At 58.3% G+C, this 22,670-nt stretch carries 28 protein-coding genes; all 28 read left to right on the top strand.

The window, feature by feature from the left end; genetic code table 11:
• Positions 1-550 precede the first annotated feature (550 nt).
• The 28 genes from rpsL (at position 551) to ACLQ8T_RS11600 (ending at position 22,655) form a co-directional block, all read left to right on the top strand.
• Positions 551-925 (top strand): 30S ribosomal protein S12, encoded by a 375-nt coding sequence (gene rpsL, locus ACLQ8T_RS11735; protein ID WP_013349694.1) that lies wholly within the window; start codon positions 551-553, stop codon positions 923-925.
• Positions 925-1,395, top strand: a complete 471-nt coding sequence (gene rpsG, locus ACLQ8T_RS11730; RefSeq protein WP_038992204.1) for a 30S ribosomal protein S7 — start codon at positions 925-927, stop codon at positions 1,393-1,395. Before rpsL ends, rpsG begins: the two co-directional genes overlap by 1 nt.
• A 69-nt stretch (positions 1,396-1,464) precedes the next feature.
• Entirely contained in the window at positions 1,465-3,579 is a 2,115-nt protein-coding gene (gene fusA / locus ACLQ8T_RS11725; RefSeq protein WP_204722629.1) for an elongation factor G, read from the top strand.
• Between the two features lie 241 nt (positions 3,580-3,820).
• Positions 3,821-5,011, top strand: coding sequence for an elongation factor Tu (tuf, locus tag ACLQ8T_RS11720; protein WP_413454722.1), 1,191 nt, complete (start codon positions 3,821-3,823; stop codon positions 5,009-5,011).
• 152 nt (positions 5,012-5,163) lie between these two features.
• The gene (locus ACLQ8T_RS11715) at positions 5,164-8,931 is read left to right on the top strand and encodes a hypothetical protein (RefSeq protein WP_413454721.1); all 3,768 of its coding nucleotides are present in this window, start codon (positions 5,164-5,166) and stop codon (positions 8,929-8,931) included.
• Positions 8,932-9,330: 399 nt separating this feature from the next.
• Positions 9,331-9,639 (top strand): 30S ribosomal protein S10, encoded by a 309-nt coding sequence (rpsJ, locus tag ACLQ8T_RS11710; RefSeq protein ID WP_013349689.1) that lies wholly within the window; start codon positions 9,331-9,333, stop codon positions 9,637-9,639.
• A gap of 20 nt (positions 9,640-9,659) precedes the next feature.
• On the top strand, positions 9,660-10,310 hold the full coding sequence (rplC, locus tag ACLQ8T_RS11705) for a 50S ribosomal protein L3 (protein WP_413454720.1): 651 nt from the start codon (positions 9,660-9,662) through the stop codon (positions 10,308-10,310).
• A 4-nt stretch (positions 10,311-10,314) separates the two neighbouring features.
• Positions 10,315-10,917, top strand: a complete 603-nt coding sequence (rplD, locus tag ACLQ8T_RS11700; protein ID WP_038992197.1) for a 50S ribosomal protein L4 — start codon at positions 10,315-10,317, stop codon at positions 10,915-10,917.
• On the top strand, positions 10,914-11,216 hold the full coding sequence (gene rplW, locus ACLQ8T_RS11695; protein ID WP_038992196.1) for a 50S ribosomal protein L23: 303 nt from the start codon (positions 10,914-10,916) through the stop codon (positions 11,214-11,216). The genes rplD and rplW overlap by 4 nt, the downstream gene beginning before the upstream one ends.
• Positions 11,217-11,247: 31 nt before the next feature.
• Positions 11,248-12,087, top strand: coding sequence for a 50S ribosomal protein L2 (rplB, locus tag ACLQ8T_RS11690; protein ID WP_038992195.1), 840 nt, complete (start codon positions 11,248-11,250; stop codon positions 12,085-12,087).
• Positions 12,088-12,099: 12 nt separating this feature from the next.
• Complete coding sequence (gene rpsS / locus ACLQ8T_RS11685; protein ID WP_022874134.1) at positions 12,100-12,381, top strand: 30S ribosomal protein S19; 282 nt, start codon at positions 12,100-12,102, stop codon at positions 12,379-12,381.
• Between the two features lie 59 nt (positions 12,382-12,440).
• Positions 12,441-12,806 (top strand): 50S ribosomal protein L22, encoded by a 366-nt coding sequence (rplV, locus tag ACLQ8T_RS11680; RefSeq protein ID WP_013349683.1) that lies wholly within the window; start codon positions 12,441-12,443, stop codon positions 12,804-12,806.
• The gene (gene rpsC, locus ACLQ8T_RS11675) at positions 12,807-13,586 is read left to right on the top strand and encodes a 30S ribosomal protein S3 (protein WP_038992194.1); all 780 of its coding nucleotides are present in this window, start codon (positions 12,807-12,809) and stop codon (positions 13,584-13,586) included.
• Positions 13,587-14,003 carry a 50S ribosomal protein L16 gene (gene rplP / locus ACLQ8T_RS11670; protein ID WP_022874131.1) on the top strand — a complete coding sequence of 139 codons (417 nt, stop codon included), beginning with the start codon at positions 13,587-13,589 and terminating at the stop codon, positions 14,001-14,003.
• Between the two features lie 2 nt (positions 14,004-14,005).
• Positions 14,006-14,269: a 50S ribosomal protein L29 gene (gene rpmC / locus ACLQ8T_RS11665; RefSeq protein WP_038992193.1), complete on the top strand. Its 264-nt coding sequence runs from the start codon at positions 14,006-14,008 to the stop codon at positions 14,267-14,269.
• Positions 14,269-14,556 carry a 30S ribosomal protein S17 gene (gene rpsQ, locus ACLQ8T_RS11660; RefSeq protein WP_013349679.1) on the top strand — a complete coding sequence of 96 codons (288 nt, stop codon included), beginning with the start codon at positions 14,269-14,271 and terminating at the stop codon, positions 14,554-14,556. Before rpmC ends, rpsQ begins: the two co-directional genes overlap by 1 nt.
• 132 nt (positions 14,557-14,688) lie before the next feature.
• Positions 14,689-15,909: a hypothetical protein gene (locus tag ACLQ8T_RS11655; RefSeq protein ID WP_413454719.1), complete on the top strand. Its 1,221-nt coding sequence runs from the start codon at positions 14,689-14,691 to the stop codon at positions 15,907-15,909.
• A gap of 569 nt (positions 15,910-16,478) precedes the next feature.
• A complete protein-coding gene (rplN, locus tag ACLQ8T_RS11650; RefSeq protein ID WP_038992191.1) occupies positions 16,479-16,850 on the top strand; it encodes a 50S ribosomal protein L14 in 372 nt (123 codons plus the stop codon).
• A gap of 2 nt (positions 16,851-16,852) precedes the next feature.
• The gene (gene rplX / locus ACLQ8T_RS11645) at positions 16,853-17,197 is read left to right on the top strand and encodes a 50S ribosomal protein L24 (RefSeq protein WP_128471124.1); all 345 of its coding nucleotides are present in this window, start codon (positions 16,853-16,855) and stop codon (positions 17,195-17,197) included.
• Entirely contained in the window at positions 17,197-17,766 is a 570-nt protein-coding gene (gene rplE / locus ACLQ8T_RS11640) for a 50S ribosomal protein L5 (protein WP_204722625.1), read from the top strand. Before rplX ends, rplE begins: the two co-directional genes overlap by 1 nt.
• 57 nt (positions 17,767-17,823) lie before the next feature.
• On the top strand, positions 17,824-18,222 hold the full coding sequence (gene rpsH, locus ACLQ8T_RS11635; protein WP_013349671.1) for a 30S ribosomal protein S8: 399 nt from the start codon (positions 17,824-17,826) through the stop codon (positions 18,220-18,222).
• 20 nt (positions 18,223-18,242) lie between these two features.
• The gene (gene rplF / locus ACLQ8T_RS11630) at positions 18,243-18,779 is read left to right on the top strand and encodes a 50S ribosomal protein L6 (RefSeq protein WP_038992188.1); all 537 of its coding nucleotides are present in this window, start codon (positions 18,243-18,245) and stop codon (positions 18,777-18,779) included.
• A 2-nt stretch (positions 18,780-18,781) separates the two neighbouring features.
• On the top strand, positions 18,782-19,153 hold the full coding sequence (gene rplR / locus ACLQ8T_RS11625; RefSeq protein ID WP_038992187.1) for a 50S ribosomal protein L18: 372 nt from the start codon (positions 18,782-18,784) through the stop codon (positions 19,151-19,153).
• Positions 19,154-19,182: 29 nt separating this feature from the next.
• A complete protein-coding gene (rpsE, locus tag ACLQ8T_RS11620) occupies positions 19,183-19,860 on the top strand; it encodes a 30S ribosomal protein S5 (protein ID WP_174520608.1) in 678 nt (225 codons plus the stop codon).
• A 3-nt stretch (positions 19,861-19,863) separates the two neighbouring features.
• On the top strand, positions 19,864-20,070 hold the full coding sequence (gene rpmD, locus ACLQ8T_RS11615; protein ID WP_038992184.1) for a 50S ribosomal protein L30: 207 nt from the start codon (positions 19,864-19,866) through the stop codon (positions 20,068-20,070).
• Positions 20,071-20,072: 2 nt separating this feature from the next.
• On the top strand, positions 20,073-20,525 hold the full coding sequence (rplO, locus tag ACLQ8T_RS11610) for a 50S ribosomal protein L15 (RefSeq protein ID WP_038992183.1): 453 nt from the start codon (positions 20,073-20,075) through the stop codon (positions 20,523-20,525).
• A 256-nt stretch (positions 20,526-20,781) separates the two neighbouring features.
• Complete coding sequence (secY, locus tag ACLQ8T_RS11605; protein WP_038992182.1) at positions 20,782-22,086, top strand: preprotein translocase subunit SecY; 1,305 nt, start codon at positions 20,782-20,784, stop codon at positions 22,084-22,086.
• Positions 22,083-22,655 (top strand): adenylate kinase, encoded by a 573-nt coding sequence (locus ACLQ8T_RS11600; protein WP_413454718.1) that lies wholly within the window; start codon positions 22,083-22,085, stop codon positions 22,653-22,655. The genes secY and ACLQ8T_RS11600 overlap by 4 nt, the downstream gene beginning before the upstream one ends.
• Positions 22,656-22,670 lie beyond the last annotated feature (15 nt).

Genomic DNA, 22,670 nt, shown 5'->3' with positions numbered 1-22,670 from the left:
CACTGTGCGGACAGGCATCGGGCGTTTAACCGGGAATGAGCGCGACGGGCGGGGGAGAAGCCAACCGCCGTCATGGCAGATAAGTAGGTGACGAATCGTCTGGGAGATCTAGCTCCTGGTTAACTGCGCAAGCGAATCCCACCGGCAGCAACAGGCGCTCAGCAGCTGGAGACCAGTGCGGGGTTCAGGTAGTTTTCACCTGGCGGCCCAGTGGCGTTCAGCTGCGGGAGATAGCGTCGTCACTACCCAAGCCGGCTCGATGGCGGAAGAGGCTGGAGGGGCCTGGGCGGTGAGTTAGCTTACTGTACATGGTGGCTCGGTGGATTAATGCTAGACTGAGATCAATTGTTTTATGTGTGGCAAAATGGACTCCGTCCGGGTTGCGGGTAGGTTGCGCAACGAATGCCACACTTTCGCACGCCTAGGGACTTTTGATTCTGAGTGCGCGGTAAAGCAAGCAGCTAGCTACATTGCGAAGCGCTAAAACTTTTCTAGGCTTAGGCGTTTTCGTCGTGTTGCCGAAGAACTTAGACAATGGAAGGACACGAAAGTGCCTACTATTCAGCAGCTGGTCCGCAAGGGCCGCTCGCCTAAGGTCGTCAAGACCAAGGCCCCTGCCCTTAAGGGCAACCCAATGCGCCGTGGCGTGTGCACCCGCGTGTACACCACCACCCCGAAGAAGCCAAACTCGGCTCTGCGTAAGGTCGCACGTGTGCGCCTTGCCGGTGGCGTCGAAGTTACCGCTTACATTCCAGGTGTCGGACACAACCTGCAGGAACACTCCATCGTGCTCGTTCGCGGTGGTCGTGTGAAGGACCTTCCAGGTGTCCGCTACAAGATTGTTCGTGGTGCTCTGGATACCCAGGGTGTGAAGGATCGTAAGCAGGCTCGTTCCCGCTACGGTGCAAAGAAGGATGGTAAGTAATGCCTCGTAAGGGTCCGGCGCCAAAGCGCCCACTAGTTTCTGATCCAGTCTTCGATTCCCCATTGGTCACCCAGCTGATCAACAAGGTTCTCGTAGACGGCAAGAAGTCCACTGCAGAGCGCATTGTTTATGGTGCACTCGAAGGTGCCGCGGCAAAGTCCGGCACCGATGCTGTTTCGACCCTCAAGAAGGCCATGGACAACATCCGTCCAGCCCTCGAGGTTCGTTCCCGCCGTGTCGGTGGCGCTACCTACCAGGTTCCTGTTGAGGTCAAGCCAGGCCGTGCAACCGCACTGGCTCTGCGCTGGCTGGTTGGCTACTCGAAGGCTCGCCGCGAGAAGACCATGATCGAGCGTTTGATGAACGAGATCCTGGACGCATCGAACGGTCTGGGTGCCGCTGTGAAGCGTCGCGAAGACACTCACAAGATGGCTGAGTCCAACAAGGCCTTCGCCCACTACCGCTGGTAAGAACCGCTCGGAAAAGCTGGGCATCAACCGATGCCCAGCGATTCCGGCCTCACCTTATAGGGAGACAACGTGGCACAGGACGTGCTTACTGACCTTAACAAGGTCCGCAATATCGGCATCATGGCTCACATTGACGCCGGTAAGACCACTACTACTGAGCGCATCCTTTTCTACACGGGTGTGAACCACAAGCTCGGTGAAACCCACGACGGTGCTTCGACCACCGACTGGATGGAGCAGGAAAAGGAACGCGGTATCACCATTACCTCCGCGGCCGTGACTTGCTTCTGGAACAAGAACCAGATCAACATCATCGATACCCCGGGCCACGTTGACTTCACCGTTGAGGTGGAGCGCTCGCTGCGCGTGCTCGATGGCGCCGTTGCCGTCTTCGATGGCAAGGAAGGCGTTGAGCCTCAGTCCGAGACCGTTTGGCGCCAGGCCGACAAGTACAACGTTCCACGTATCTGCTTCGTCAACAAGATGGACAAGCTGGGTGCTGACTTCTACTTCACCGTAGACACCATCATCAAGCGCCTGGGTGCCAAGCCGCTGGTCATGCAGCTGCCAATCGGCTCCGAGTCGGACTTCATCGGTGTTGTCGACCTGCTGACCATGAAGGCTTTCGTTTGGGAAGGCGACGCCAAGGGCGACGTTTCCCTGGGTGCCGCTTACGAAACCCGCGAAATCCCTGCAGACCTGCAGGAAAAGGCTGAAGAGTACCGCGCCAAGCTGGTTGAAGATGTCGCTGAGGCATCCGAAGAGCTCATGGAGAAGTACCTCGAAGGCGAAGAGATCTCCCTCGAGGAACTGAAGGCTGGCATCCGCAAGCTGACCGTGAACTCGGAAGCTTATCCGGTATTCTGTGGTTCGGCGTTCAAGAACCGCGGCGTGCAGCCAATGCTCGACGCTGTTGTCGACTTCCTGCCAAGCCCGCTCGACGTGGGCGCAATGGTCGGTCACGATCCAAAGAACGAAGAAATCGAGCTCACTCGCGAGCCTTCCGAGGATGCACCATTCTCGGCACTGGCATTCAAGATTGCCGCTCACCCATTCTTCGGCCAGTTGAACTTCATCCGCGTTTACTCCGGCAAGGTAGAGTCCGGCGCACAGCTACTGAACTCCACCAAGCAGAAGAAGGAACGCGTTGGCAAGCTCTTCCAGATGCACTCCAACAAGGAGCAGCCGGTAGACGAGATCCACGCAGGTCACATCTACGCTGTGATTGGCCTGAAGGACACCACCACCGGTGACACCCTGTGCGATCCGCAGAACCCAATCGTTCTTGAGTCGATGACCTTCCCGGATCCAGTGATCTTCGTGGCCATCGAACCAAAGACCAAGGGTGACCAGGAGAAGCTGTCGACCGCTATCCAGAAGCTGTCGGCAGAAGACCCAACCTTCACCGTGTCCCTGAACGAAGACACCGGCCAGACCGAAATCGGCGGCATGGGCGAGCTTCACCTGGACATCCTCGTTGACCGCATGAAGCGCGAATTCCGCGTTGAGGCCAACGTTGGCAAGCCGCAGGTTGCATACCGCGAAACCATCAAGAAGGCTGTGGAGAAGGTTGACTTCACCCACAAGAAGCAGACCGGTGGTTCGGGCCAGTTCGCAAAGGTCCAGGTATCGTTCGAGCCTCTGGAAGTTGTCGACGGCGTAACCTACGAGTTCAAGAACGCTGTGACCGGTGGTCGTGTTCCTCGCGAATACATTCCTTCGGTTGACGCAGGTATCCAGGACGCAATGCAGTACGGTATCCTTGCAGGCTACCCGCTGGTTGGCGTCAAGGCTACCCTCATCGATGGTGCTTACCACGATGTCGACTCCTCGGAAATGGCCTTCAAGATCGCTGGTTCCCAGGTATTCAAGGAAGGCGCACGCCGCGCTAACCCTGTTCTGCTTGAACCGCTGATGAGCGTTGAAGTCCGTACCCCAGAAGAGTACATGGGCGACGTTATCGGTGATATTAACTCCCGCCGTGGTTCCATCCAGGAGATGTCCGACGCTGCTGGCGTCAAGGTCATCCGCGCTGGCGTGCCGCTGTCCGAGATGTTCGGTTACATTGGTGACCTGCGTTCCAAGACCCAGGGTCGCGCAGTTTACTCGATGACCTTCGACAGCTACTCTGAGGTTCCGAAGGCAGTAGCCGACGAGATCATCCAGAAGTCCCGCGGCGAGTAATCGTCTCGGAATAAAACCTGGCCGTGACCCCCATTGCGGGGAAGTGGCCGATCGCGGGCCGGTTCCGTTGGGAAACGGAGCCGGCGCCGCAAACGGCCAACGAGGGATTTGCATCACAATGCAGGTCCCGCAGAGGACCGGAATTTCCTAAATTATCCAAGCCCCCAGTAGACTATTTCTAGTTCGTTTGCGAACCGCGCAGACGAAGAATGTCTTCTGTAAATGTTTCTAGGAGGAACTTGTGGCAAAGGCAAAGTTCGAGCGCAACAAGCCGCACGTCAACATTGGTACCATCGGTCACGTTGACCACGGTAAGACCACTCTGACCGCGGCTATCTCCAAGGTTCTGGCTGACAAGTACCCAGACCTGAACGAACAGCGCGACTTCGCTAACATCGACTCGGCACCGGAAGAGCGCCAGCGCGGTATTACCATCAACATCTCGCACATCGAGTACCAGACCGAGAAGCGCCACTACGCACACGTAGACGCTCCAGGTCACGCTGACTATGTCAAGAACATGATCACCGGTGCTGCACAGATGGACGGCGCAATCCTCGTTGTTGCCGCCACCGATGGCCCAATGGCTCAGACCCGCGAGCACGTTCTGCTGGCCCGCCAGGTTGGTGTTCCAACCCTGATGGTCGCACTGAACAAGTCGGACATGGTTGAGGACGAAGAGCTGCTCGAGCTCGTGGAGATGGAAGTTCGCGAACTTCTGTCCTCGCAGGGCTTCGATGGCGACGACGCTCCAGTGATCCAAGTTTCGGGCCTGAAGGCTCTGGAAGGCGATCCAAAGTGGGTTGCAGCTGTTGAGGAACTGATGGACGCTGTTGACAGCTTCATCCCGGATCCAGTTCGCGACCGCGACAAGCCATTCCTGATGCCAATTGAAGATGTCTTCACCATCACCGGCCGCGGTACCGTTGTTACCGGTCGCGCCGAGCGTGGCACCCTGGCAATCAACTCGGAAGTTGAGATTGTCGGCATCCGCCCAATCCAGAAGACCACCGTTACCGGTATCGAGATGTTCCACAAGCAGCTCGACGAAGCATGGGCAGGCGAGAACTGTGGTCTGCTGCTTCGCGGTCTGAAGCGCGACGATGTTGAGCGCGGCCAGGTTGTCGTAGCCCCAGGCTCGATCACCCCGCACACCAACTTCGAAGCTAACGTCTACATCCTGTCGAAGGACGAAGGCGGACGTCACAACCCGTTCTACTCGAACTACCGTCCGCAGTTCTACTTCCGCACCACCGACGTTACCGGCGTTATCACCCTCCCAGAGGGCACCGAAATGGTTATGCCAGGCGACAACACCGAAATGTCGGTTGAGCTGATCCAGCCAATCGCTATGGAAGAGGGCCTTGGCTTCGCAATTCGCGAAGGCGGCCGCACCGTTGGTTCGGGCAAGGTTACCACCATCACCAAGTAGTCATTACTTGACGGTGTAGTTCCTTAGCGGACTGAGAAGATCCCCCAGCACTTATGTGCTGGGGGATTTTTTGGTTAATTGCGAGCGTCAGCTAGTGAATATATCTAGAAGGTGGTCTAATTGAAGAGCGTACCAATTCATTAACTGGGGGAGTGGCTTCAATGATCGGCTGGGTCATCGTATCTATCATGTTGATCCTGCTGGCCTTCGGCCTTGGCCGACACCAGGGAAAACGAGCTGCTTCGCACAGCCAGCAACAGCTGGATGCTCTGGGCGAAGCCTGGCAGAGAGGCTACGACGAGGCCGTCAGATACTTGGGACAATCCGGTGGGAAGGCTCCCGCGGAGCCAGCCGTCGACGAAGCCCTGGGGGGCCCGGTACCGCCGGATAATGCGCAACCCGCGCAGCCGCAACTGGCAGCCGTCAGCGACACCGCGCCGGTCGCTTCAGGGGCCGAGGCAGTTCGTGGCAACCAGCCGTACCTCCAGCAAGTTCCTGCTAATGCAGCTTCCGCCTACGGCGCCCCTGCCCCCGCGGCGGCGACCGGGTCTACGGTGCCGGCAAAGCCGATGAAGGTCCTGACCAAGCGCGAGCGCGAATTGCGCAATATCAATATCACGCTCTACGTCGCGGCTCTAATGATCGTTGCTGCCGGCGCGCTATTCCTGAGCTTCGCGTTGCCGCCGCTCTCCAAGCTCGTTGCCCTCTTCTTGCTCTCGGCTGCGTTCTATGGCGGTGGTCTGGTCACCTATGCCATGAAGCCCTCGTTGCGGCCCGCGGGTGCCGCCTTTGCCGGTACCGGGTTGGCCTTGCTGCCGTTGTGCGCCATCGCCACGTACAGCACGCTGGAGATCTCCGGGCCAGCGACCTGGCTGGTATTCTCGGCCATCGGCACGGTAGCAGTGGGCCATGCGACGCTGGCGTTCAAGTCCCGTGTCTTGGCCTGGGTGGCCGTGCTGATTCTGGTCAGCACCGCCATGGCTGGCGCGGCCACGATGCAGCGCGGAGTCCTCTACTACATGCTGATCCTGCTGGTGCTATCGATCGTGCTGATGCTTCTCGCCGCACGCAGCGAAAGGATCCGCGCCTCGATATTCTTCCAAGCACTGCTCGGCACCGCGCAGCTGCTGCCTGCGTTCGTCTTCGTGCTGGCGACGATCCTTGCCGAGATGCTCACCAGCCGGGATCTGTTCTGGATCTTCGCCTTGCTCACCGCCCAGTTGCTGCTCAGTGTCAGGCTGCTCGCCAACCGGCGTTTGCTTCGCACGTATGCCGCCCGCGCCGCGTTCATGGGCATGCTCGTGGCCGGCTGCAACTATCTCGGCTTGACCGCAACGAGCGCCTGGCTGGTGCTTGCCTACGCCTTCGGGCTCCAGGCCGTGGCAGCCCTGCGCTGGGCGACCGGATACCGGCAGAGATTGGGATTGGCACTCAAGCACTTGCAAATTGAACGCGCGGTGCTGTGGAGCGCCGGGATTGCCTCGGTCGCCTTCGCGTACTTTGCCGCAGAGGGCATCGAGACCTTCATGCTCAGCTGCATCGCGGTCCCCATCTTCATGGCGTTGGCAGTGACGGGCCTGCTGCGCGGAGCCAAGCTGGAAATTGGAGCGATTGCGGTTCTTCCGCTCGTGACGCTGGTGGATCTGCAGATTTACACCTGGCGTCCGCTGCCGGCCTTCATGCTGGCGCTGCTCGGCCTTTCGCTGGCGCATCGCCGCACTCGCGGCCTGCTTAGGGAAATCACCGGCCACGTGCGCTGGGTACTGGCGCTGGTTGGCGCAGGAGTGCTCGGCGCGGCGCTCCAGGAGCTCGAGACCGAGGGCGACGGATCAGCGAATGGCACCGCCTCGTTGATTGTGCTGCTCCTGGTGATGTTCATCATGTGGGTGGCGAATCTGGCGAGCCGATCCTTGCTGGAACGAGGATTGGCGCAGGCGCACCGGCTGGGCCGTGTGGGTGCTTCGGCGCTGCTCGGCGTGGTACTTCTGCTCGGCCTGAGGGTGCTGTCATCCAGGGGCGAAGATGGCTACGGTGCAAGTTTCGTGGCGTTCCTCGGGCTCAGCTCGCTGGCCTGGTTTATCGTCGGCCTGGTGATTGCAGTGGGCCTGGTCATTGCCTCGGCGTGGCGGCTTCGCGATCTTCCTTCCCAGCGACCCGGGCTGGGACGGCCGATCAGCCTGGGGGCCGCCGGCTTGCTGCTGGGGCTCTATGCGCTCAGCTTCGGCAGGGATTTCTGGCCGCTGGCGATCTTCGTCGGGGCAGCGTCCTTGGGTTATTTCGCCTGGTGCCTGCGCCGTAGCATCAATCAGCAGTGGAAGGTCATCTACGCCGCGTTGGCCCAAGTGTTCTTCAGCTCCATGGTGTGGTGGGTTGCCTACAGCATGGAATTCGACATCCACGGCAGGTTCTGCCTGCTGCTGGTTTCGGTGGCCATCCCGCAATTGGTCCGCTTGCTGGCCGGCATCCGCAGAGGCAATGCGCTGCGTAGCGAATTGCGGTGGATGGCAGTTGGGCTACTGGCGGGCATTCCAGCAGCAACGTTGGCTTACGGGGCGTTCGCCGGCGGCTTTGATCGGGGAGCGGTTCTTCTTGCCTGCTTGTTCTTCGGACTGCACGGACTGGCTGCATTCAAAGCTGAGACTGGCCTAGCGGTAGTCAAGCGACAGCTCTATCTGGTGGCCCCGACTCTGTCGCTGATCCTGCTGATCAGCATTCCGGCGCTGGCGATGCCTGACGCGACCGGGTGGGTCCGCACCAGCTGGTGGAGTTCGCAAGCTGCTTGCGCCATGCTGCTGGCGCTGGGTCTCGGCGCCCTCATCCTTGAATGGCGTTTGCGCGCCAAGAAGCAGTATTCGCTGGCAGTGGCGCTGGCCATCTTCCTTCCGGCGGTATGGGCCGGCGCATGGCAGGCAGGTTCTTGGTGGGCAGTTGCTGCGCACTTGTTGATGGCTTGCGCGTTCATCCTCATGGTGCACACGCGCACGAGTGCCTGGTATGCCTCCGGATCGAGCATCATGCTGGTTGTGGCAATCCTGCGTGCGGTCTTCGAAGTGCGGCAAGCTGGCGGGGCCCTTGCGATGGAAGCGATGGATGCCGCATGGGCGCTGGCAGGCGCGGGCATGGCGCTGTATCTGCTTGCCATCTTCCATGGGCGAATGACGGAACCAGTACCGGAATATCCTCATTTCGGCTACCTCCATGCGGATCCGCCCGGTGCTGCTTCGCGATTGTATTTTGCCGGCATGCTCCTCGCGTTGCTGCTGGCAGGTGGGATCGGCCACCTCGATGCTGGCGCAACCTGGCAGGTGGTCGGCGGCGCGCTGCTCATCTTCGGCGTTGCGGTGCTGGTGCGGCTCTACGAGCTTCCCCAGGCGCTGGTGCCTTTCGCGGTGGACGGCTTCATTCTCCTCGGGGCCCTGCTGGCGCTCAGCAGCTATGCGCAGATCGCCGGCGCGCCGCGGGCCAGCAGCGTGGCAGCCTATGCCTGCGTTGTTGCAGTAGTGCTGGTGGTGTGGCGCAATGCCAGAGCCGATGCGCGATTGCAGAAGATCTACCTGCTGGCTGCATCGGCTGCCGGCAGCCTGGCTTTGCTTACGGCGCTGGTCGAATCCAATGGTGCAGCCCAGGTGATCGGCCTGGTCTTCTTCGGCGCACTGGTGGCGTGGGGGTTGAAACTGGGGGAGCGGCTGTTCATCTGGTGGGGTGCGGCAGCCATCACCCTGGCAGTCTTGTGGTTCCTGCGCGACCTGGCGTTCCTCTGGCTGGTGATCATCGGCCTGGGGCTGATTGCCGCCGCGGTCTTCAAGCTGGTGAAAGTTGACAAGCAGGAATCCGTGCCGGCGAAGCAAGGAAGCCTGGCAGATCCACCGCTGCCTGCGGGGCCGGAGCGGACCGGACAGGATGGGCCAGAGTCGTCGTGAGGTCAAGATCACGGGCACGGATAGGCATAAAAGATTTGCGCGATCGTGGCCGACCTGTCAGACTAGATAAGTTGCTTCAGTGCAACCCGGTCCCCATTTATGGGGTAACCGGATCTGGTTTGAACGACCGGGATCGACTCTCACGCAGGATAATGCCTGGGGTTCGGGATCGATACAACTGCTTCAAACTATAAGGCCCCTCGATAAGGTGAAAACTTTGTGGGTGTTTTGTGACTGAAATTTTCACGACACGCCCGAGCGCGGGGGTCGGAGCCTCCTGCGGGTGAGGAACCCGGATCTGATCCGGATTCAGCCGCAGAGCAAGGCGTGCCGGTCCGGAAGGACCCGTATACAGGCACAGAAACTTTAGATAGTGCTAACAGAAAGAGGCATGACGCCATGGCGGGACAGAAAATCCGCATCCGGCTGAAGTCGTATGACCACGAGGTCATTGACGTTTCGGCCCGGAAGATCGTTGAGACGGTCACGCGCGCAGGCGCAACCGTAGTCGGCCCAGTGCCGCTGCCAACGGAGAAGAACGTGTACTGCGTTATCCGTTCGCCACACAAGTACAAGGACAGCCGTGAGCACTTCGAAATGCGCACGCACAAGCGTCTGATCGACATCGTTGATCCGACCCCGAAGGCTGTTGATTCGCTGATGCGTCTCGACCTGCCAGCGGATGTCAACATCGAAATCAAGCTTTAAGGGGAGGTGGCGAGAAAACTATGACCGCAACCCGTAATTTCAAGGGCCTGTTGGGCACGAAGCTCGGCATGACCCAGGTTTGGGATTCGAACAACAACCTGATCCCTGTCACCGTCGTGCAGGCTGACAGCAACGTTGTCACCAAGCTCATCACTGAAGAGCGCGATGGCTACACCGCAGTTCAGATCGGCTACGGCCAGATCGATCCTCGCAAGGTCACCAAGCCAATGGCTGGCCACTTCGAGGCTGCTGGCGTTACCCCACGTCGCCACCTGGTAGAACTGCGCACCGCAGACGCTGCCGAGTACACCGCAGGCCAGGAGCTCTCCGTAGAGGTCTTCGAAGCCGGCCAGAAGGTCGACGTCGTAGGCACCTCGAAGGGTAAGGGCTTCGCCGGCGTTATGAAGCGCCACAACTTCCACGGTGTTGGCGCATCGCACGGTGCTCACAAGAACCACCGTAAGCCAGGTTCCATCGGCGGCGCATCGACCCCAGGTCGCGTATTCCGCGGACAGAAGATGGCCGGTCGCATGGGTGCTGAGCGTGTTACCACTCAAAACCTGACCATTCACGCTATCGACGTTGAGAAGAACCTCCTGCTGATCAAGGGTGCCGTTCCAGGTGCCCGCGGCCGCGTCGTTCTCGTACGCAACGCCGTGAAGGGAGCATAAGTAAATGACTAAGGCACTTAACGTCGAACTGCCTGCAGAGATCTTCGACGTACAGACCAACGTCCCGCTGCTGCACCAGGTTGTCGTCGCACAGCTTGCTGCTGCCCGCCAGGGTACCCACAAGACCAAGGACCGCTCCGAGGTTTCGGGTGCAGGTCGCAAGCCGTTCAAGCAGAAGGGTACCGGCCGCGCCCGCCAGGGTTCGATCCGTGCTCCGCACATGACCGGCGGTGGCATTGTCCACGGTCCAACTCCACGTGACTACTCGCAGCGTACCCCGAAGAAGATGAAGGCTGCTGCACTGCGCGGCGCCCTGTCTGATCGCGCACGCTTCGATCGCGTCCACGTGATTGAGAACCTGGTTGCTGGCGAAACGCCTTCGACCAAGGAAGCTCTGGCTACCTTGCGTTCGCTCACCGAGCGCAAGAACCTGCTTGTCGTCATCGATCGCGCCAACGATGTTGCAGCCCTCTCGGTTCGCAACCTCGTCAATGTGCACGTTCTGTACGTCGACCAGCTGAACACCTACGATGTTCTGGTTTCGGATGACGTAGTCTTCACCAAGGCTGCCTTCGATGCCCTGGTCCAGAAGGAGGAAGCCAAGTGAGCGCGTTCTCAAAGGCTCCACACGACGTGGTCATCGCACCTGTCGTTTCGGAAAAGAGCTACGGTCTGATCGACGAAGGTCAGTACACCTTCGAGGTGGCACCAGGCTCCAACAAGTCGGAAATCAAGTACGCCGTTGAAGCCATCTTCAACGTCAAGGTTGACTCCGTTAACACCATCAACCGAGCTGGCAAGCGCAAGCGCACCCGCTTCGGGTGGGGTGCGCGCAAGAACACCAAGCGCGCCATCGTCACCTTGAAGGACGGCTCGATTGACATCTTCGGCGGTCCGCTTTCCTAAGCGGAGACCACTTTAACGAGGAATATAAATAATGGGAATTCGTAAGTACAAGCCGACTACCCCGGGCCTTCGCGGCTCGTCGGTAGCCGACTTCGCAGAAATCACCCGATCGACTCCGGAAAAGTCGTTGGTTCGTCCACTGACCAAGTCAGGCGGCCGTAACAACTCCGGTAAGATCACCACCCGTCACAAGGGTGGCGGACACAAGCGCGCCTACCGCGTGATCGACTTCCGTCGTCACGACAAGGACGGCGTTCCGGCAAAGGTCGCTCACATCGAGTACGACCCGAACCGTACCGCACGCATTGCGCTGCTCCACTACGTGGACGGCACCAAGCGTTACATCATCGCACCGAACAACCTGAAGCAGGGCGACGCTATTGAGGCCGGCGCAAACGCCGACATCAAGCCAGGCAACAACCTGCCACTGCGTAACATCCCGGTTGGTACCGTGATCCACGCTGTTGAGCTCCGCCCAGGCGGCGGCGCCAAGATGGCTCGTTCCGCTGGTGCATCGATCCAGCTGGTAGCCCGCGAGGGCCGCTACGCTCAGCTGCGTTTGCCTTCGGGCGAAATCCGCAACGTTGATGTGCGCTGCCGCGCAACCATCGGCGAAGTTGGCAACGCTGAGCAGATCAACATCAACTGGGGCAAGGCCGGCCGCATGCGCTGGAAGGGCGTACGCCCAACCGTTCGCGGTGTTGTCATGAACCCAGTTGACCACCCACATGGTGGCGGTGAAGGCAAGACCTCCGGTGGTCGTCACCCGGTCAACCCTAACGGTAAGCGTGAGGGACGCACCCGTCGTCCAAACAAGGAAAGCGACAAGCTCATTGTGCGTCGCCGCAAGACCGGCAAGAACAAGCGATAGGAGCCTGGAAACATGCCACGCAGCCTGAAGAAAGGCCCCTTCGTCGATCAGCACCTGTTCCTGAAGGTCGTTGCTGAAAACGAAAAGGGCACCAAGAACGTCATCAAGACGTGGTCCCGCCGTTCGATGATCATCCCGGACATGCTGGGACACACCATCGCCGTACACGACGGTCGCAAGCACATCCCAGTGTTCGTCACCGAATCGATGGTTGGACACAAGCTCGGAGAGTTTGCCCCAACCCGTACGTTCCGTGGCCACGTGAAGGACGACAAGAAGGGCAAGCGCCGCTAGGCCCCGCGAGGGTACTAGTATCGCTTAGCACTTCTTCGATAGACGAGAGAAGGATAGCAATGGAAGCCAAGGCAATTGCGCGTCACATCCGCGTAACGCCTATGAAGGCCCGGCGCGTCGTCAACCTTGTTCGTGGTCTGCAGACCAACGAGGCACTGGCCATCTTGAAGTTTGCCCCACAGGCAGCTTCGGAGCCGGTATACAAGGTTGTCGCATCGGCAGTGGCTAACGCCCGTGCCGCCGCGGACCGCGCAGGTGAAGCATTCAATGAGGACGAGCTGTTTATCAGCGAAGCGTTTGTTGACGAAGGTCCGACCATGAAGCGGTTCCAGCCGCGTGCACAGGGTCGCGCATTCCAGATCAAGAAGCGCACCAGCCACGTGACTGTGGTTGTTTCAACCACGCAGAAGGGTGGGGAGAACTAAATGGGACAGAAGATTAACCCGAACGGTTTCCGTCTCGGCATCACCACCGATCACGTTTCCCACTGGTTCGCTGATTCCAGCAAGCCAGGCCAGCGCTACGCTGACTACGTGAAGGAAGATGTCCAGATCCGCGCCCTGCTGTCTAACGGCATGGACCGCGCTGGCATCGCCCGCGTCGAGATCGAGCGTACCCGTGACCGCGTACGTGTGGATATCCACACTGCACGTCCAGGTATCGTCATTGGTCGTCGCGGCGCAGAAGCTGACCGCATTCGCGGCGAGCTGGAAAAGCTCACCAAGAAGCAGGTTCAGCTGAACATCCTCGAGGTCAAGAACCCTGACATGGAGGCCATGCTGGTCGCCCAGGGCATCGCCGAGCAGCTTGCTTCCCGCGTGGCTTTCCGCCGTGCGATGAAGAAGGCAATGCAGTCGGCAATGCGCGCTGGTGCCAAGGGCATCCGCGTTCAGTGCTCCGGTCGACTTGGCGGCGCAGAAATGTCCCGCAAGGAGTTCTACCGCGAAGGCCGTGTGCCGCTGCACACCCTGCGCGCGAACATCGACTTCGGCAAGTTCGAAGCCAAGACCACCTTCGGCCGCATCGGCGTGAAGGTCTGGATCTACAAGGGTGACGTTACCGCCAAGGAACTAGCTGCACAGCAGGCTGCTGCTCCAGCTCGTGGCGGCCGTGGCGGCAACGACCGTCCACGTGGCGGCGAACGCCGTCGTCGCAACGATCGCAAGGGCGCTGCAGCTCCGGCTGCGGAAGGAGGACAGGCTTAAATGCTTATCCCACGTCGTGTGAAGTTCCGCAAGCAGCACCACCCGAAGCGTTCGGGCGCTGCTAAGGGCGGCACCACCGTAGCATTCGGTGAGTTCGGTATCCAGGCGTTGACCCCGGCTTACGTGACTAACCGTCAGATCGAAGCCGCTCGTATCGCCATGACCCGTTACATCAAGCGTGGCGGTAAGGTCTGGATCAACATCTACCCAGACCGTCCGCTGACCAAGAAGCCTGCCGAAACCCGCATGGGTTCCGGTAAGGGTTCGCCGGAGTGGTGGGTCGCCAACGTCAAGCCAGGACGAGTCATGTTTGAACTCGGTGGCGTCAGTGAAGAGGTAGCTAAAGAGGCATTGCGTCTTGCAATCCACAAGCTGCCAATGAAGGCACGCATCGTGCGTCGTGAAGGTGGTGAATAGGGATGTCTATCGGTTCGAAGGACCTTAGCATTGAGTCCCTGGACGGCTTCGATACCGCTCGTTTGAACGAGGAATTGAAGAAGGCCAAGGCAGAACTGTTCAACCTGCGTTTCCAGTCGGCTACCGGCCAGCTGGAATCCCACGGGAACCTGAAGGCAATCAAGCGCGATATCGCCCGCATCTACACTGTGCTGCGCGAGCGCGAGCTGGGCATTCGTGAGGATGTCGTTGTTCCGGTTGAAGAAACCAAGAAGGATTCCAAGTAATGAGCGAGAAGGAGAACGGTGTGGATAACGCTACCGAGCGTAACGACCGCAAGACCCTCCGTGGTTACGTGGTATCCGACAAGATGCAGAAGACCATCGTCGTAGACGTTGAGGACCGTGTGAAGCACGCCCTCTACGGCAAGGTTATGCGTCGCAACAAGAACGTAAAGGCTCACGACGAGAACAACGAAGCCGGCATCGGCGACTTGGTTGTCATCGCTGAGACCCGCCCGCTGTCCGCTGACAAGCGCTGGCGTCTCGTTGAGATCGTAGAGAAGGCTAAGTAAGCTTCTCCGCGATTTCACGGATCTCGTGATTGAAGAATGCCCCGAACACTTCGCAAGAAGTGTTCGGGGCATTTCTGAATTTAAAACCAGTGGAGCTACATTGAAGGTAAACATGCTCTGCATGAGGGCCGCATGGAGAGCACTGACCAGATACGGGTTGGTGTAAATTATTCCAAGCCAACACTTAGTCGAAAACAAAAGGGTAGCCTTAGCACTGTGACTGACCAGAGCCTTGAATTGTCCGAAAAAACTTCAGTATTCCCAGAGCGGGTAGACCACATCTACTGTGTTTCAATCGACGCGACCGAGACAGAGCCAGATAACGTTTATATCGGCCAATCGGTCACCCCAGGAAGAGCGCTTAAGCACTTCAAGAGCCATAACGGAAGGCTCCAACAGCGTCTTGCACATACAAGTTCGTGGACGATAAGTTTTCAAAGCCTGGCAAGAGCATCGGCAGAAGATCTCAACATTTTTGAGTCTCTTGCGATCGACATTATTTCCCACGATCACAGGTTTAATTCCTTGAACGGATCGCTGGGAGCTCAAATTTTTCGGCCTCGATCGTTCTACCCCGAAGAGAACTTACCGGTGAAAAACGGTGTATATGTTCTTTGGGAATACAGCAACGGCCATAACCAAGTCGTCGAGGTAACCGACCTCGCGCCAGTCCATGATCCGTCGACTGACACTCAAAGAAAGCGCTGGTGGGTGACTCCATCCTTGCACCCTGAGAATATCGAATCAGTTGTTGAGGGCATCGAATCGTTGCTGCAGACAGTTGCCACGAATGAATCTGTCACCTTGCAGAGCCCGTATTTCCAATATCTGGGCGAGATGGGATTGCAGCCCTCGTATAGGCTTCCGGCATCGGGTGGCATGGTTGAACTTGGAGACCTCTATGAGGAGCTCAAGGGATCTTTCATTTACGTGCAAATAAACGACCAAGTTTTTGAACAGCCAGGCAACATTCGCGGGGGACTCAAGCCAGGACTGGATCACAACGTACTGCAGGATCGGTTAGAAAAGTTCTGGCACAAGGGTTCGTCTTCTCAATCCGGAACACGAACTCTCAGTAAGCTGCTTACGTATCAGGACCGAGTTAAATTGCCCGAACACTCAATTCCCCGATATCTGGTGGGAGTAGTCAGTGGGTCGCGAGTAGTTCTTGGAATCTGGAACTTGGATGCTCTATCTTCAAATTCCTGGCTGGACGACGAAACGGGAAAGGTTATTTTCCCAATCCAGGCAGCCGCCGACCCACGGCTCCTAAACAAGTTTGTGGGAGCGCGGATCGGGTCGAAGCTTTCGTTGAACAGTAAAGCCGTAAAGTGGATAGATGTGATGCCATGAAGCGATTCCATGAGTGTCGGTTGTCTTGCTTAGTCTCTTAATTCAGCTGAGTCGATTGGGCTCGGGAAATACGACCGGCCTTCCAGCAGCGTCGGGCATGGAAATCGATCAAGAAATTTTTTGAGTTGTCGATTTATATCGAATAAGGATGTAATCGAATTACTCATGGGGGACTCTCACTGTGCTTTTGGCGAGAAAAGCTAGTCGGAGAGAGCGGTGCAAAAAACGAAATTCCCCGTAATTCTGGGATTTTTTAGCGATACGAGTGTGACCAACGACGCTCGCCTTTCTCTTACCACACCATTTCGGATTCGCGCCACTCTAGGCTAGACTTAAGAATCTGTGCGCATGATGTTCGAGGACTATCCACCTTCGGCATAATGCAGTGCGGTCCAAATTCGTTTGGCCGCGCAAGCGCAGCCTCGATATTTTACGCCTCGGCCCTGCCGGCAATTGGGATCAGCATTCGGTGCGCCCGCGCCAGTGGGGGTAAGCGATACGTATCGTGGAGACCATATCCGTTCCGCAAGGCTCATTCATGAGAACCAGCGAGACGACAGGAGTAAGAAGTGATTCAGCAGGAGTCGCGACTGAAGGTTGCCGATAACACCGGTGCCAAGGAAATCCTTGCCATTCGTGTTCTTGGCGGCTCGAAGCGTCGCTACGCAAGCATTGGCGACACCATTGTCGCTACCGTCAAGGATGCAATTCCTGGCGGCAACGTGAAGAAGGGCGATGTCGTCAAGGCAGTCGTCGTTCGCACCAAGAAGGAAATCCGTCGTGCAGACGGTTCCTACATCAAGTTCGACGAGAACGCTGCAGTGATCCTCAAGGGTGACGCTGCCGATCCTCGTGGCACTCGTATTTTCGGCCCAGTGGGCCGCGAGCTTCGTGACAAGAAGTTCATGAAGATCGTTTCCCTGGCTCCGGAGGTGCTGTAACCATGGGCGCAAAGATCAAGAAGGGTGACCTGGTCCAGGTCATCGCTGGCAAGGATCGTGGCCTGCAGGGCAAGGTCCTGAAGGTCATCACCGAGTCCAACCGCGTGCTGGTCGAAGGCGTCAACCGCGTCACCAAGCACACCAAGGCAGGTCAGACCGAATCCGGTTCGGCCACCGGCGGCATCGAGGTTGTCGAGGCTCCAGTGCACGTTTCCAACGTTGCAGTGGTTGACCCAGAGACCAAGAAGCCAACCCGCGTCGGCTTCCGCGAGGAAACCGTTGAAAAGAACGGCGTGTCCAAGACTGTACGCGTCCGTTACGCCAAGGCTTCCGGAAAGGATCTGTAATGACTGAAGCAGCCACCAAGATCCAGCCACGTCTGAAGGCTAAGTACGCAGCAGACATCCGCCCTGCCCTGCAGGAGCAGTTCAACTACGCCAACCCAATGCAGGTACCATCCCTGACCAAGGTTGTCGTGAACATGGGTGTTGGCGAAGCAGCCAAGGACTCGAAGCTCATTGAAGGCGCCGTACGCGACCTGACCGCAATTACCGGTCAGAAGCCAGTGGTTACCAAGGCCCGCAAGTCGATCGCTCAGTTCAAGCTGCGTGAAGGCATGCCAATCGGTACCCACACCACCCTGCGTAACGATCGCATGTGGGAATTCGTCGACCGCCTGATCACCCTGGCACTGCCTCGTATCCGCGACTTCCGCGGCCTGAGCGACCGCCAGTTCGATGGCAATGGCAACTACACTTTCGGTCTGACCGAACAGTCGATGTTCCATGAAATCGATGTGGACAAGGTTGACCGCGTACGTGGTATGGACATCACCGTCGTTACCACTGCCAAGACTGATGAAGAAGGCCGCGCCTTGCTCAAGGCTCTGGGCTTCCCATTCAAGACCAACAACTAATCTCACTACGTTACAGGTCCGCTAAGGAAACCGTAACGAGGAAGGGCTGAAGCCCACATGTCTATGACAGATCCAGTCGCAGATATGCTGACTCGTCTGCGCAACGCCAACTCGGCTTACCACGACACTGTGTCGATGCCGTCGAGCAAGCTGAAAGTGCGCATTGCCAACATCCTCAAGGAACAGGGCTACATCGCCTCGTTCGAGGAAGTTGCAGCAGAAGTCGGCAAGACTCTGACTATCACTTTGAAGTACGGCCCATCGCGTGAGCGTTCGATCGCTGGCGTACGCCGTATCTCCAAGCCAGGTCTTCGCGTATACGCAAAGTCCACCAACCTGCCTCACGTGCTCGGTGGCCTTGGCATCGCTATCCTGTCCACCTCCTCCGGTCTGCTTACCGACCGTCAGGCTGCAAAGAAGGGCGTGGGTGGGGAAGTCCTCGCCTACGTCTGGTAACGGGAAAGGGGAAACATACAATGTCACGTATTGGACGTCTTCCGATTTCCGTACCTGCCAACGTTGAGTTGAATGTCGACGGCCAGCTGGTCGCCGTCAAGGGTCCCAAGGGTGAACTTTCGATCACCGTCAAGGCTCCTATCACCGTTGCCAAGGACGAGAACACTGTTACCGTCAGCCGCCCGAACGACTCCCGCGAGGCTCGTTCGCTGCACGGTCTGACCCGCACCCTGATCAACAACATGATCGTTGGTGTGACCGAGGGTTACGAGAAGAAGCTCGAAATCCACGGTACCGGTTACCGCGTACAGGCTAAGGGTGCCGACCTGGAGCTTGCTCTGGGCTACTCGCACCCAGTGAAGGTTGCTGCCGTTGACGGCATCACCTTCTCGGTCGAGGGCAACAACAAGATCACCGTTGCTGGTATCGACAAGCAGCACGTCGGTGAGGTTGCCGCTAACATCCGCAAGCTGCGTAAGACCGAGCCTTACAAGGGCAAGGGCATTCGCTACGCTGGCGAGATCATCCGCCGCAAGGTCGGAAAGGCTGGTAAGTAAACATGGCTATCGGAATCAAGGGCAAGAGCAAGTCCGCTCAGCGCGGTCGTCGTCACCAGCGTTTGCGCAAGCACATCGTTGGTACGTCCGTTCGTCCACGCCTGGTTGTCAACCGCTCGGCTCGTCACATCTTCGTACAGATCGTAGACGACTCGCAGGGCATCACCCTGGCCAGCGCATCGACCATGGAAGCAGATCTTCGCGCAAGCGATGCCGACAAGACCGCAAAGTCCAAGCGCATTGGCGAGCTCGTTGCAGAGCGCGCCAAGGCTGCTGGCATCGAAGCAGTTGTCTTCGACCGCGGTGGCAACAAGTACCACGGTCGCGTGGCTGCTGTTGCTGAAGGCGCACGTGAAGGTGGGCTGGCACTGTGAGCGAAGCAACTAACAAGAAGGAAACTCAGGTGTCTGAAGCTACTGAAGCAGTCGAGACTGCATCGGCTCCCGCTACCGAGAACGCAGGATCCCGTCGCGGCGAAGGCCGCGGTCGTGGTGAAGGCCGTGGACGTGGCGAAGGCCGCGGTCGTGGTCGCGACCAGAAGGATAACCGCAACGAAGACAAGGACAAGTTCCTTGAGCGCGTTGTAGCTATCAACCGCGTCTCCAAGGTCGTCAAGGGTGGTCGTCGCTTCAGCTTCACCGCACTTGTGGTCGTTGGCGACGGCAACGGTCTGGTTGGCGTTGGCTACGGTAAGGCCAAGGAAGTTCCTGCTGCTATCGCCAAGGGCGTTGAAGAGGCCAAGAAGTCCTTCTTCCGCGTTCCACGCGTTGGCACCACCATTCCACACCTGGTCAAGGGTGAGGCCGCCGCTGGCGTCGTCTTGCTCCGCCCAGCAGCTCCTGGTACCGGTGTTATCGCCGGCGGTCCAGTGCGCGCCGTGTTGGAGTGCGCAGGCATCCACGACATCCTGTCGAAGTCGATGGGTTCGCAGAACCAGATCAACATCGTTCAGGGCACCATTGCTGCACTGAAGGCTCTGGAAGAGCCTCAGGCTGTTGCTGCTCGCCGCGGTCTTCCGCTGGACGAGGTTGCACCAGCAGCAATGCTGCGTCACATCCAGTCCCAGAAGGCAGGTGCTTAATCAATGGCTAAGAACATTGTTCCAAGCGACGCCAAGCTGGCAATCACCCAGGTCAAGTCCATCATTGGTGGTAACCAGGGCCAGCGCGACGTTGTTCGCTCGCTGGGTCTGAAGCGCATCGGTCACACCGTTGTCCGCACCGCCGATCCTGTGACTGTTGGCATGGTCAACAAGGTCCCACACCTGCTGAAGGTCGAGGAGGCGAAGTAGAGATGGCTGAAGAAAAAGCACTTAAGGTTCACCACCTGCGCCCAGCTGAGGGTGCCAAGACCGCTAAGACCCGCGTGGGTCGCGGTGAGGGCTCGAAGGGCAAGACCGCAGGTCGCGGTACCAAGGGTACCAAGGCTCGTTACCAGGTGAAGGCAGGCTTCGCAGGTGGTCAGCTTCCGCTGCACATGCGTCTGCCAAAGCTGCGCGGCTTCAAGAACCCATTCCGCGTCGAGTTCCAGGTTGTAAACCTGGACAAGATCTCGGAGCTGTTCCCAGAAGGTGGCGAAGTCACCGTCGAGGCACTGGTTGCCAAGGGCGCCGTTCGCAAGAACCAGCCTGTCAAGGTCCTGGGCACCGGCGACATCACGGTCAAGGTTGACGTGAAGGTTGACGCCTTCTCGACTTCCGCAGCCGAGAAGATTGCTGCTGCTGGCGGCTCGGCAAACACCCTCTAATCCAGGGTCAAGCCTTTGAATAGTCCCGGTTCGGGTTGAGCAATCAACGCGAACCGGGACTTTCTTTTCCTCTCGGCGAAACATTCTAAGATTTCTAATAATTGCTTGGCTGATTAGTCGGTTTAGTTCCAATTCTGCAAACATTCCTGAGCTTTTCGTGTGGCGCATTTGGCAGGATTGCCTAACTGACCGCTAGAATCGTTAGATCTGGGAAGAATCTCTTCCCCAGACTCAAGCACTTACTTCAGGAGGACGCTTGTTCAGCGCCATAGCCCGAGTTTTTCGGACGCCTGATCTGCGTAACAAGTTGCTGTTCACGCTTGGGATCATTGCGATCTATCGTGTCGGCGTATTCATTCCCGCACCGGGCATTGATTACAGCAACGTTCAGCAGTGTCTGGCAATGGGTGAAACCACCGGTGGACTTTATTCATTCGTGAACCTGTTCAGCGGCGGAGCCCTGTTGCAGGTATCGGTTTTCGCAATGGGAATCATGCCGTATATTACTGCGGCAATTATTGTCCAGTTGTTGCGTGTGGTGATCCCGCACTTCGAGGCACTGCACAAGGAAGGCCAAGCCGGCCAGGCCAAGATGACGCAGTACACGCGTTACCTGACCATCGCCCTGGCACTGCTGCAGGGAACCACCTTGGTCACTCTGGCGCGTACCGGCAGCCTGTTCCCAAGCTGCACCCTTCCGCTGATCCCGGATGACTCGCTGATCGTCATCTTGCTGATGATCATCACCCTGACGGCAGGCACCGGCCTGATCATGTGGATGGGCGAGCTGATCACCGAACGCGGCATCGGCAACGGCATGTCCATCTTGATCTTCATCTCCATCGCTTCGGGCTTCCCATCCTCGATGGGCGCGATCTTCCAGGCGCAGGGCATCATGACCTTCATCGGCGTGCTGCTGGTGGGCCTGCTGATTGTGGCCCTGGTGGTCTTCGTTGAGCAGTCCCAGCGCCGTGTCCCGGTGCAGTACGCCAAGCGCACTGTGGGACGCCGTACCGTGGGCGGCACCTCCACGTATATTCCACTGAAGCTGAACATGGCGAACGTGATCCCAGTGATCTTCGCCAGCTCCATCCTGGCGCTGCCGCAGATGATCGTTCAGTTCAACCAGAACGACGACGGCACCCTGCCCGAGTGGGCGATGTGGCTGCAGGAGCACTCGGCGACGTCCTCGCCGTGGTACATGCTGGTGTACACCCTGCTGATCATCGGCTTCACCTACTTCTACGTTGCGATTACCTTCAACCCTGAAGAGGTCGCAGACAACATGAAGAAGTACGGTGGATTCATCCCGGGCATTCGCGCAGGTCGTCCGACCGCGCAGTACCTGCAGTACGTGATTTCCCGTATTACCTTCCCGGGTGCCCTGTATCTAGCGTTCGTTGCGTTGATTCCACTGATTGCCTTCGTGCTGTTCAACGCTGATCAAAGCTTCCCATTTGGCGGTACATCGATCCTGATTATGGTTGGTGTGGGTTTGGAAACCGTCAAGCAAATCAATGCTCAAATGCAGCAACGGAACTATGAAGGGCTTCTGCGATGAGTCGACTGCTAATTATTGGACCTCCCGGTGCCGGCAAAGGCACTCAGGCCGTAAAGATCTCCGAGCGCTTGGACATTGTTGCCATCTCGACCGGTGACATCTTCCGTGCCAACGTCAAGGGCGGCACCCCGCTGGGCCTCGAAGCCAGCAAGTACATTGACAACGGGGACTTCGTCCCTGATTCGGTCACCAACAACATGGTTGAAGACCGCCTGAACCAGGACGACGTAGCCAACGGCTTTCTGCTGGACGGCTACCCACGCACCAGTGCGCAGGTCGATGCACTTGATGCGATGCTGGCCAACAAGGGCATCGCCCTGGACGCAGTGCTGCAGCTGACCGCCGATGATGACGAGCTGGTTGCCCGCCTGCTGAAGCGTGCCGAAATCGAAGGCCGCGCCGATGACACCGAAGAGGTCATCCGCCACCGCCTGAGCCTGTACAACGAAGAGACTCGCGTCGTTGTAGAGCGCTACGAGGAACGCGGCATCGTGCGCAAGGTCGATGGCCTGGGTGCTATCGACGAAGTCACCGAACGTGTTCTTGCGGCGTTGGACGTCAACGCCTAGACACAAGCGTTACAA

It is taken from the genome of Glutamicibacter sp. FR1, from assembly GCF_047300825.1.
GTDB classification, from domain to species: domain Bacteria; phylum Actinomycetota; class Actinomycetes; order Actinomycetales; family Micrococcaceae; genus Glutamicibacter; species Glutamicibacter nicotianae.
The sequence above is the reverse complement of the archived record's forward strand: the minus strand, read 5'-3'. Positions and strand labels throughout refer to the sequence as shown.

Coding starts and splice junctions, on each gene's coding strand:
- rpsQ (WP_013349679.1), top strand. CDS start 14,269: ATGAGCGAGAAGGAGAACGGTGTGGATAACGCTACCGAGCGTAACGAC.
- rpsH (WP_013349671.1), top strand. CDS start 17,824: ATGTCTATGACAGATCCAGTCGCAGATATGCTGACTCGTCTGCGCAAC.
- ACLQ8T_RS11600 (WP_413454718.1), top strand. CDS start 22,083: ATGAGTCGACTGCTAATTATTGGACCTCCCGGTGCCGGCAAAGGCACT.
- rplD (WP_038992197.1), top strand. CDS start 10,315: ATGACTAAGGCACTTAACGTCGAACTGCCTGCAGAGATCTTCGACGTA.
- rplC (WP_413454720.1), top strand. CDS start 9,660: ATGACCGCAACCCGTAATTTCAAGGGCCTGTTGGGCACGAAGCTCGGC.
- rpsS (WP_022874134.1), top strand. CDS start 12,100: ATGCCACGCAGCCTGAAGAAAGGCCCCTTCGTCGATCAGCACCTGTTC.
- rplX (WP_128471124.1), top strand. CDS start 16,853: ATGGGCGCAAAGATCAAGAAGGGTGACCTGGTCCAGGTCATCGCTGGC.
- rpmC (WP_038992193.1), top strand. CDS start 14,006: ATGTCTATCGGTTCGAAGGACCTTAGCATTGAGTCCCTGGACGGCTTC.
- rplR (WP_038992187.1), top strand. CDS start 18,782: ATGGCTATCGGAATCAAGGGCAAGAGCAAGTCCGCTCAGCGCGGTCGT.
- rpsJ (WP_013349689.1), top strand. CDS start 9,331: ATGGCGGGACAGAAAATCCGCATCCGGCTGAAGTCGTATGACCACGAG.
- rplF (WP_038992188.1), top strand. CDS start 18,243: ATGTCACGTATTGGACGTCTTCCGATTTCCGTACCTGCCAACGTTGAG.
- rplV (WP_013349683.1), top strand. CDS start 12,441: ATGGAAGCCAAGGCAATTGCGCGTCACATCCGCGTAACGCCTATGAAG.
- rplB (WP_038992195.1), top strand. CDS start 11,248: ATGGGAATTCGTAAGTACAAGCCGACTACCCCGGGCCTTCGCGGCTCG.
- rplE (WP_204722625.1), top strand. CDS start 17,197: ATGACTGAAGCAGCCACCAAGATCCAGCCACGTCTGAAGGCTAAGTAC.
- rpsC (WP_038992194.1), top strand. CDS start 12,807: ATGGGACAGAAGATTAACCCGAACGGTTTCCGTCTCGGCATCACCACC.
- rpmD (WP_038992184.1), top strand. CDS start 19,864: ATGGCTAAGAACATTGTTCCAAGCGACGCCAAGCTGGCAATCACCCAG.
- rpsG (WP_038992204.1), top strand. CDS start 925: ATGCCTCGTAAGGGTCCGGCGCCAAAGCGCCCACTAGTTTCTGATCCA.
- rplO (WP_038992183.1), top strand. CDS start 20,073: ATGGCTGAAGAAAAAGCACTTAAGGTTCACCACCTGCGCCCAGCTGAG.
- ACLQ8T_RS11655 (WP_413454719.1), top strand. CDS start 14,689: ATGGAGAGCACTGACCAGATACGGGTTGGTGTAAATTATTCCAAGCCA.
- rplP (WP_022874131.1), top strand. CDS start 13,587: ATGCTTATCCCACGTCGTGTGAAGTTCCGCAAGCAGCACCACCCGAAG.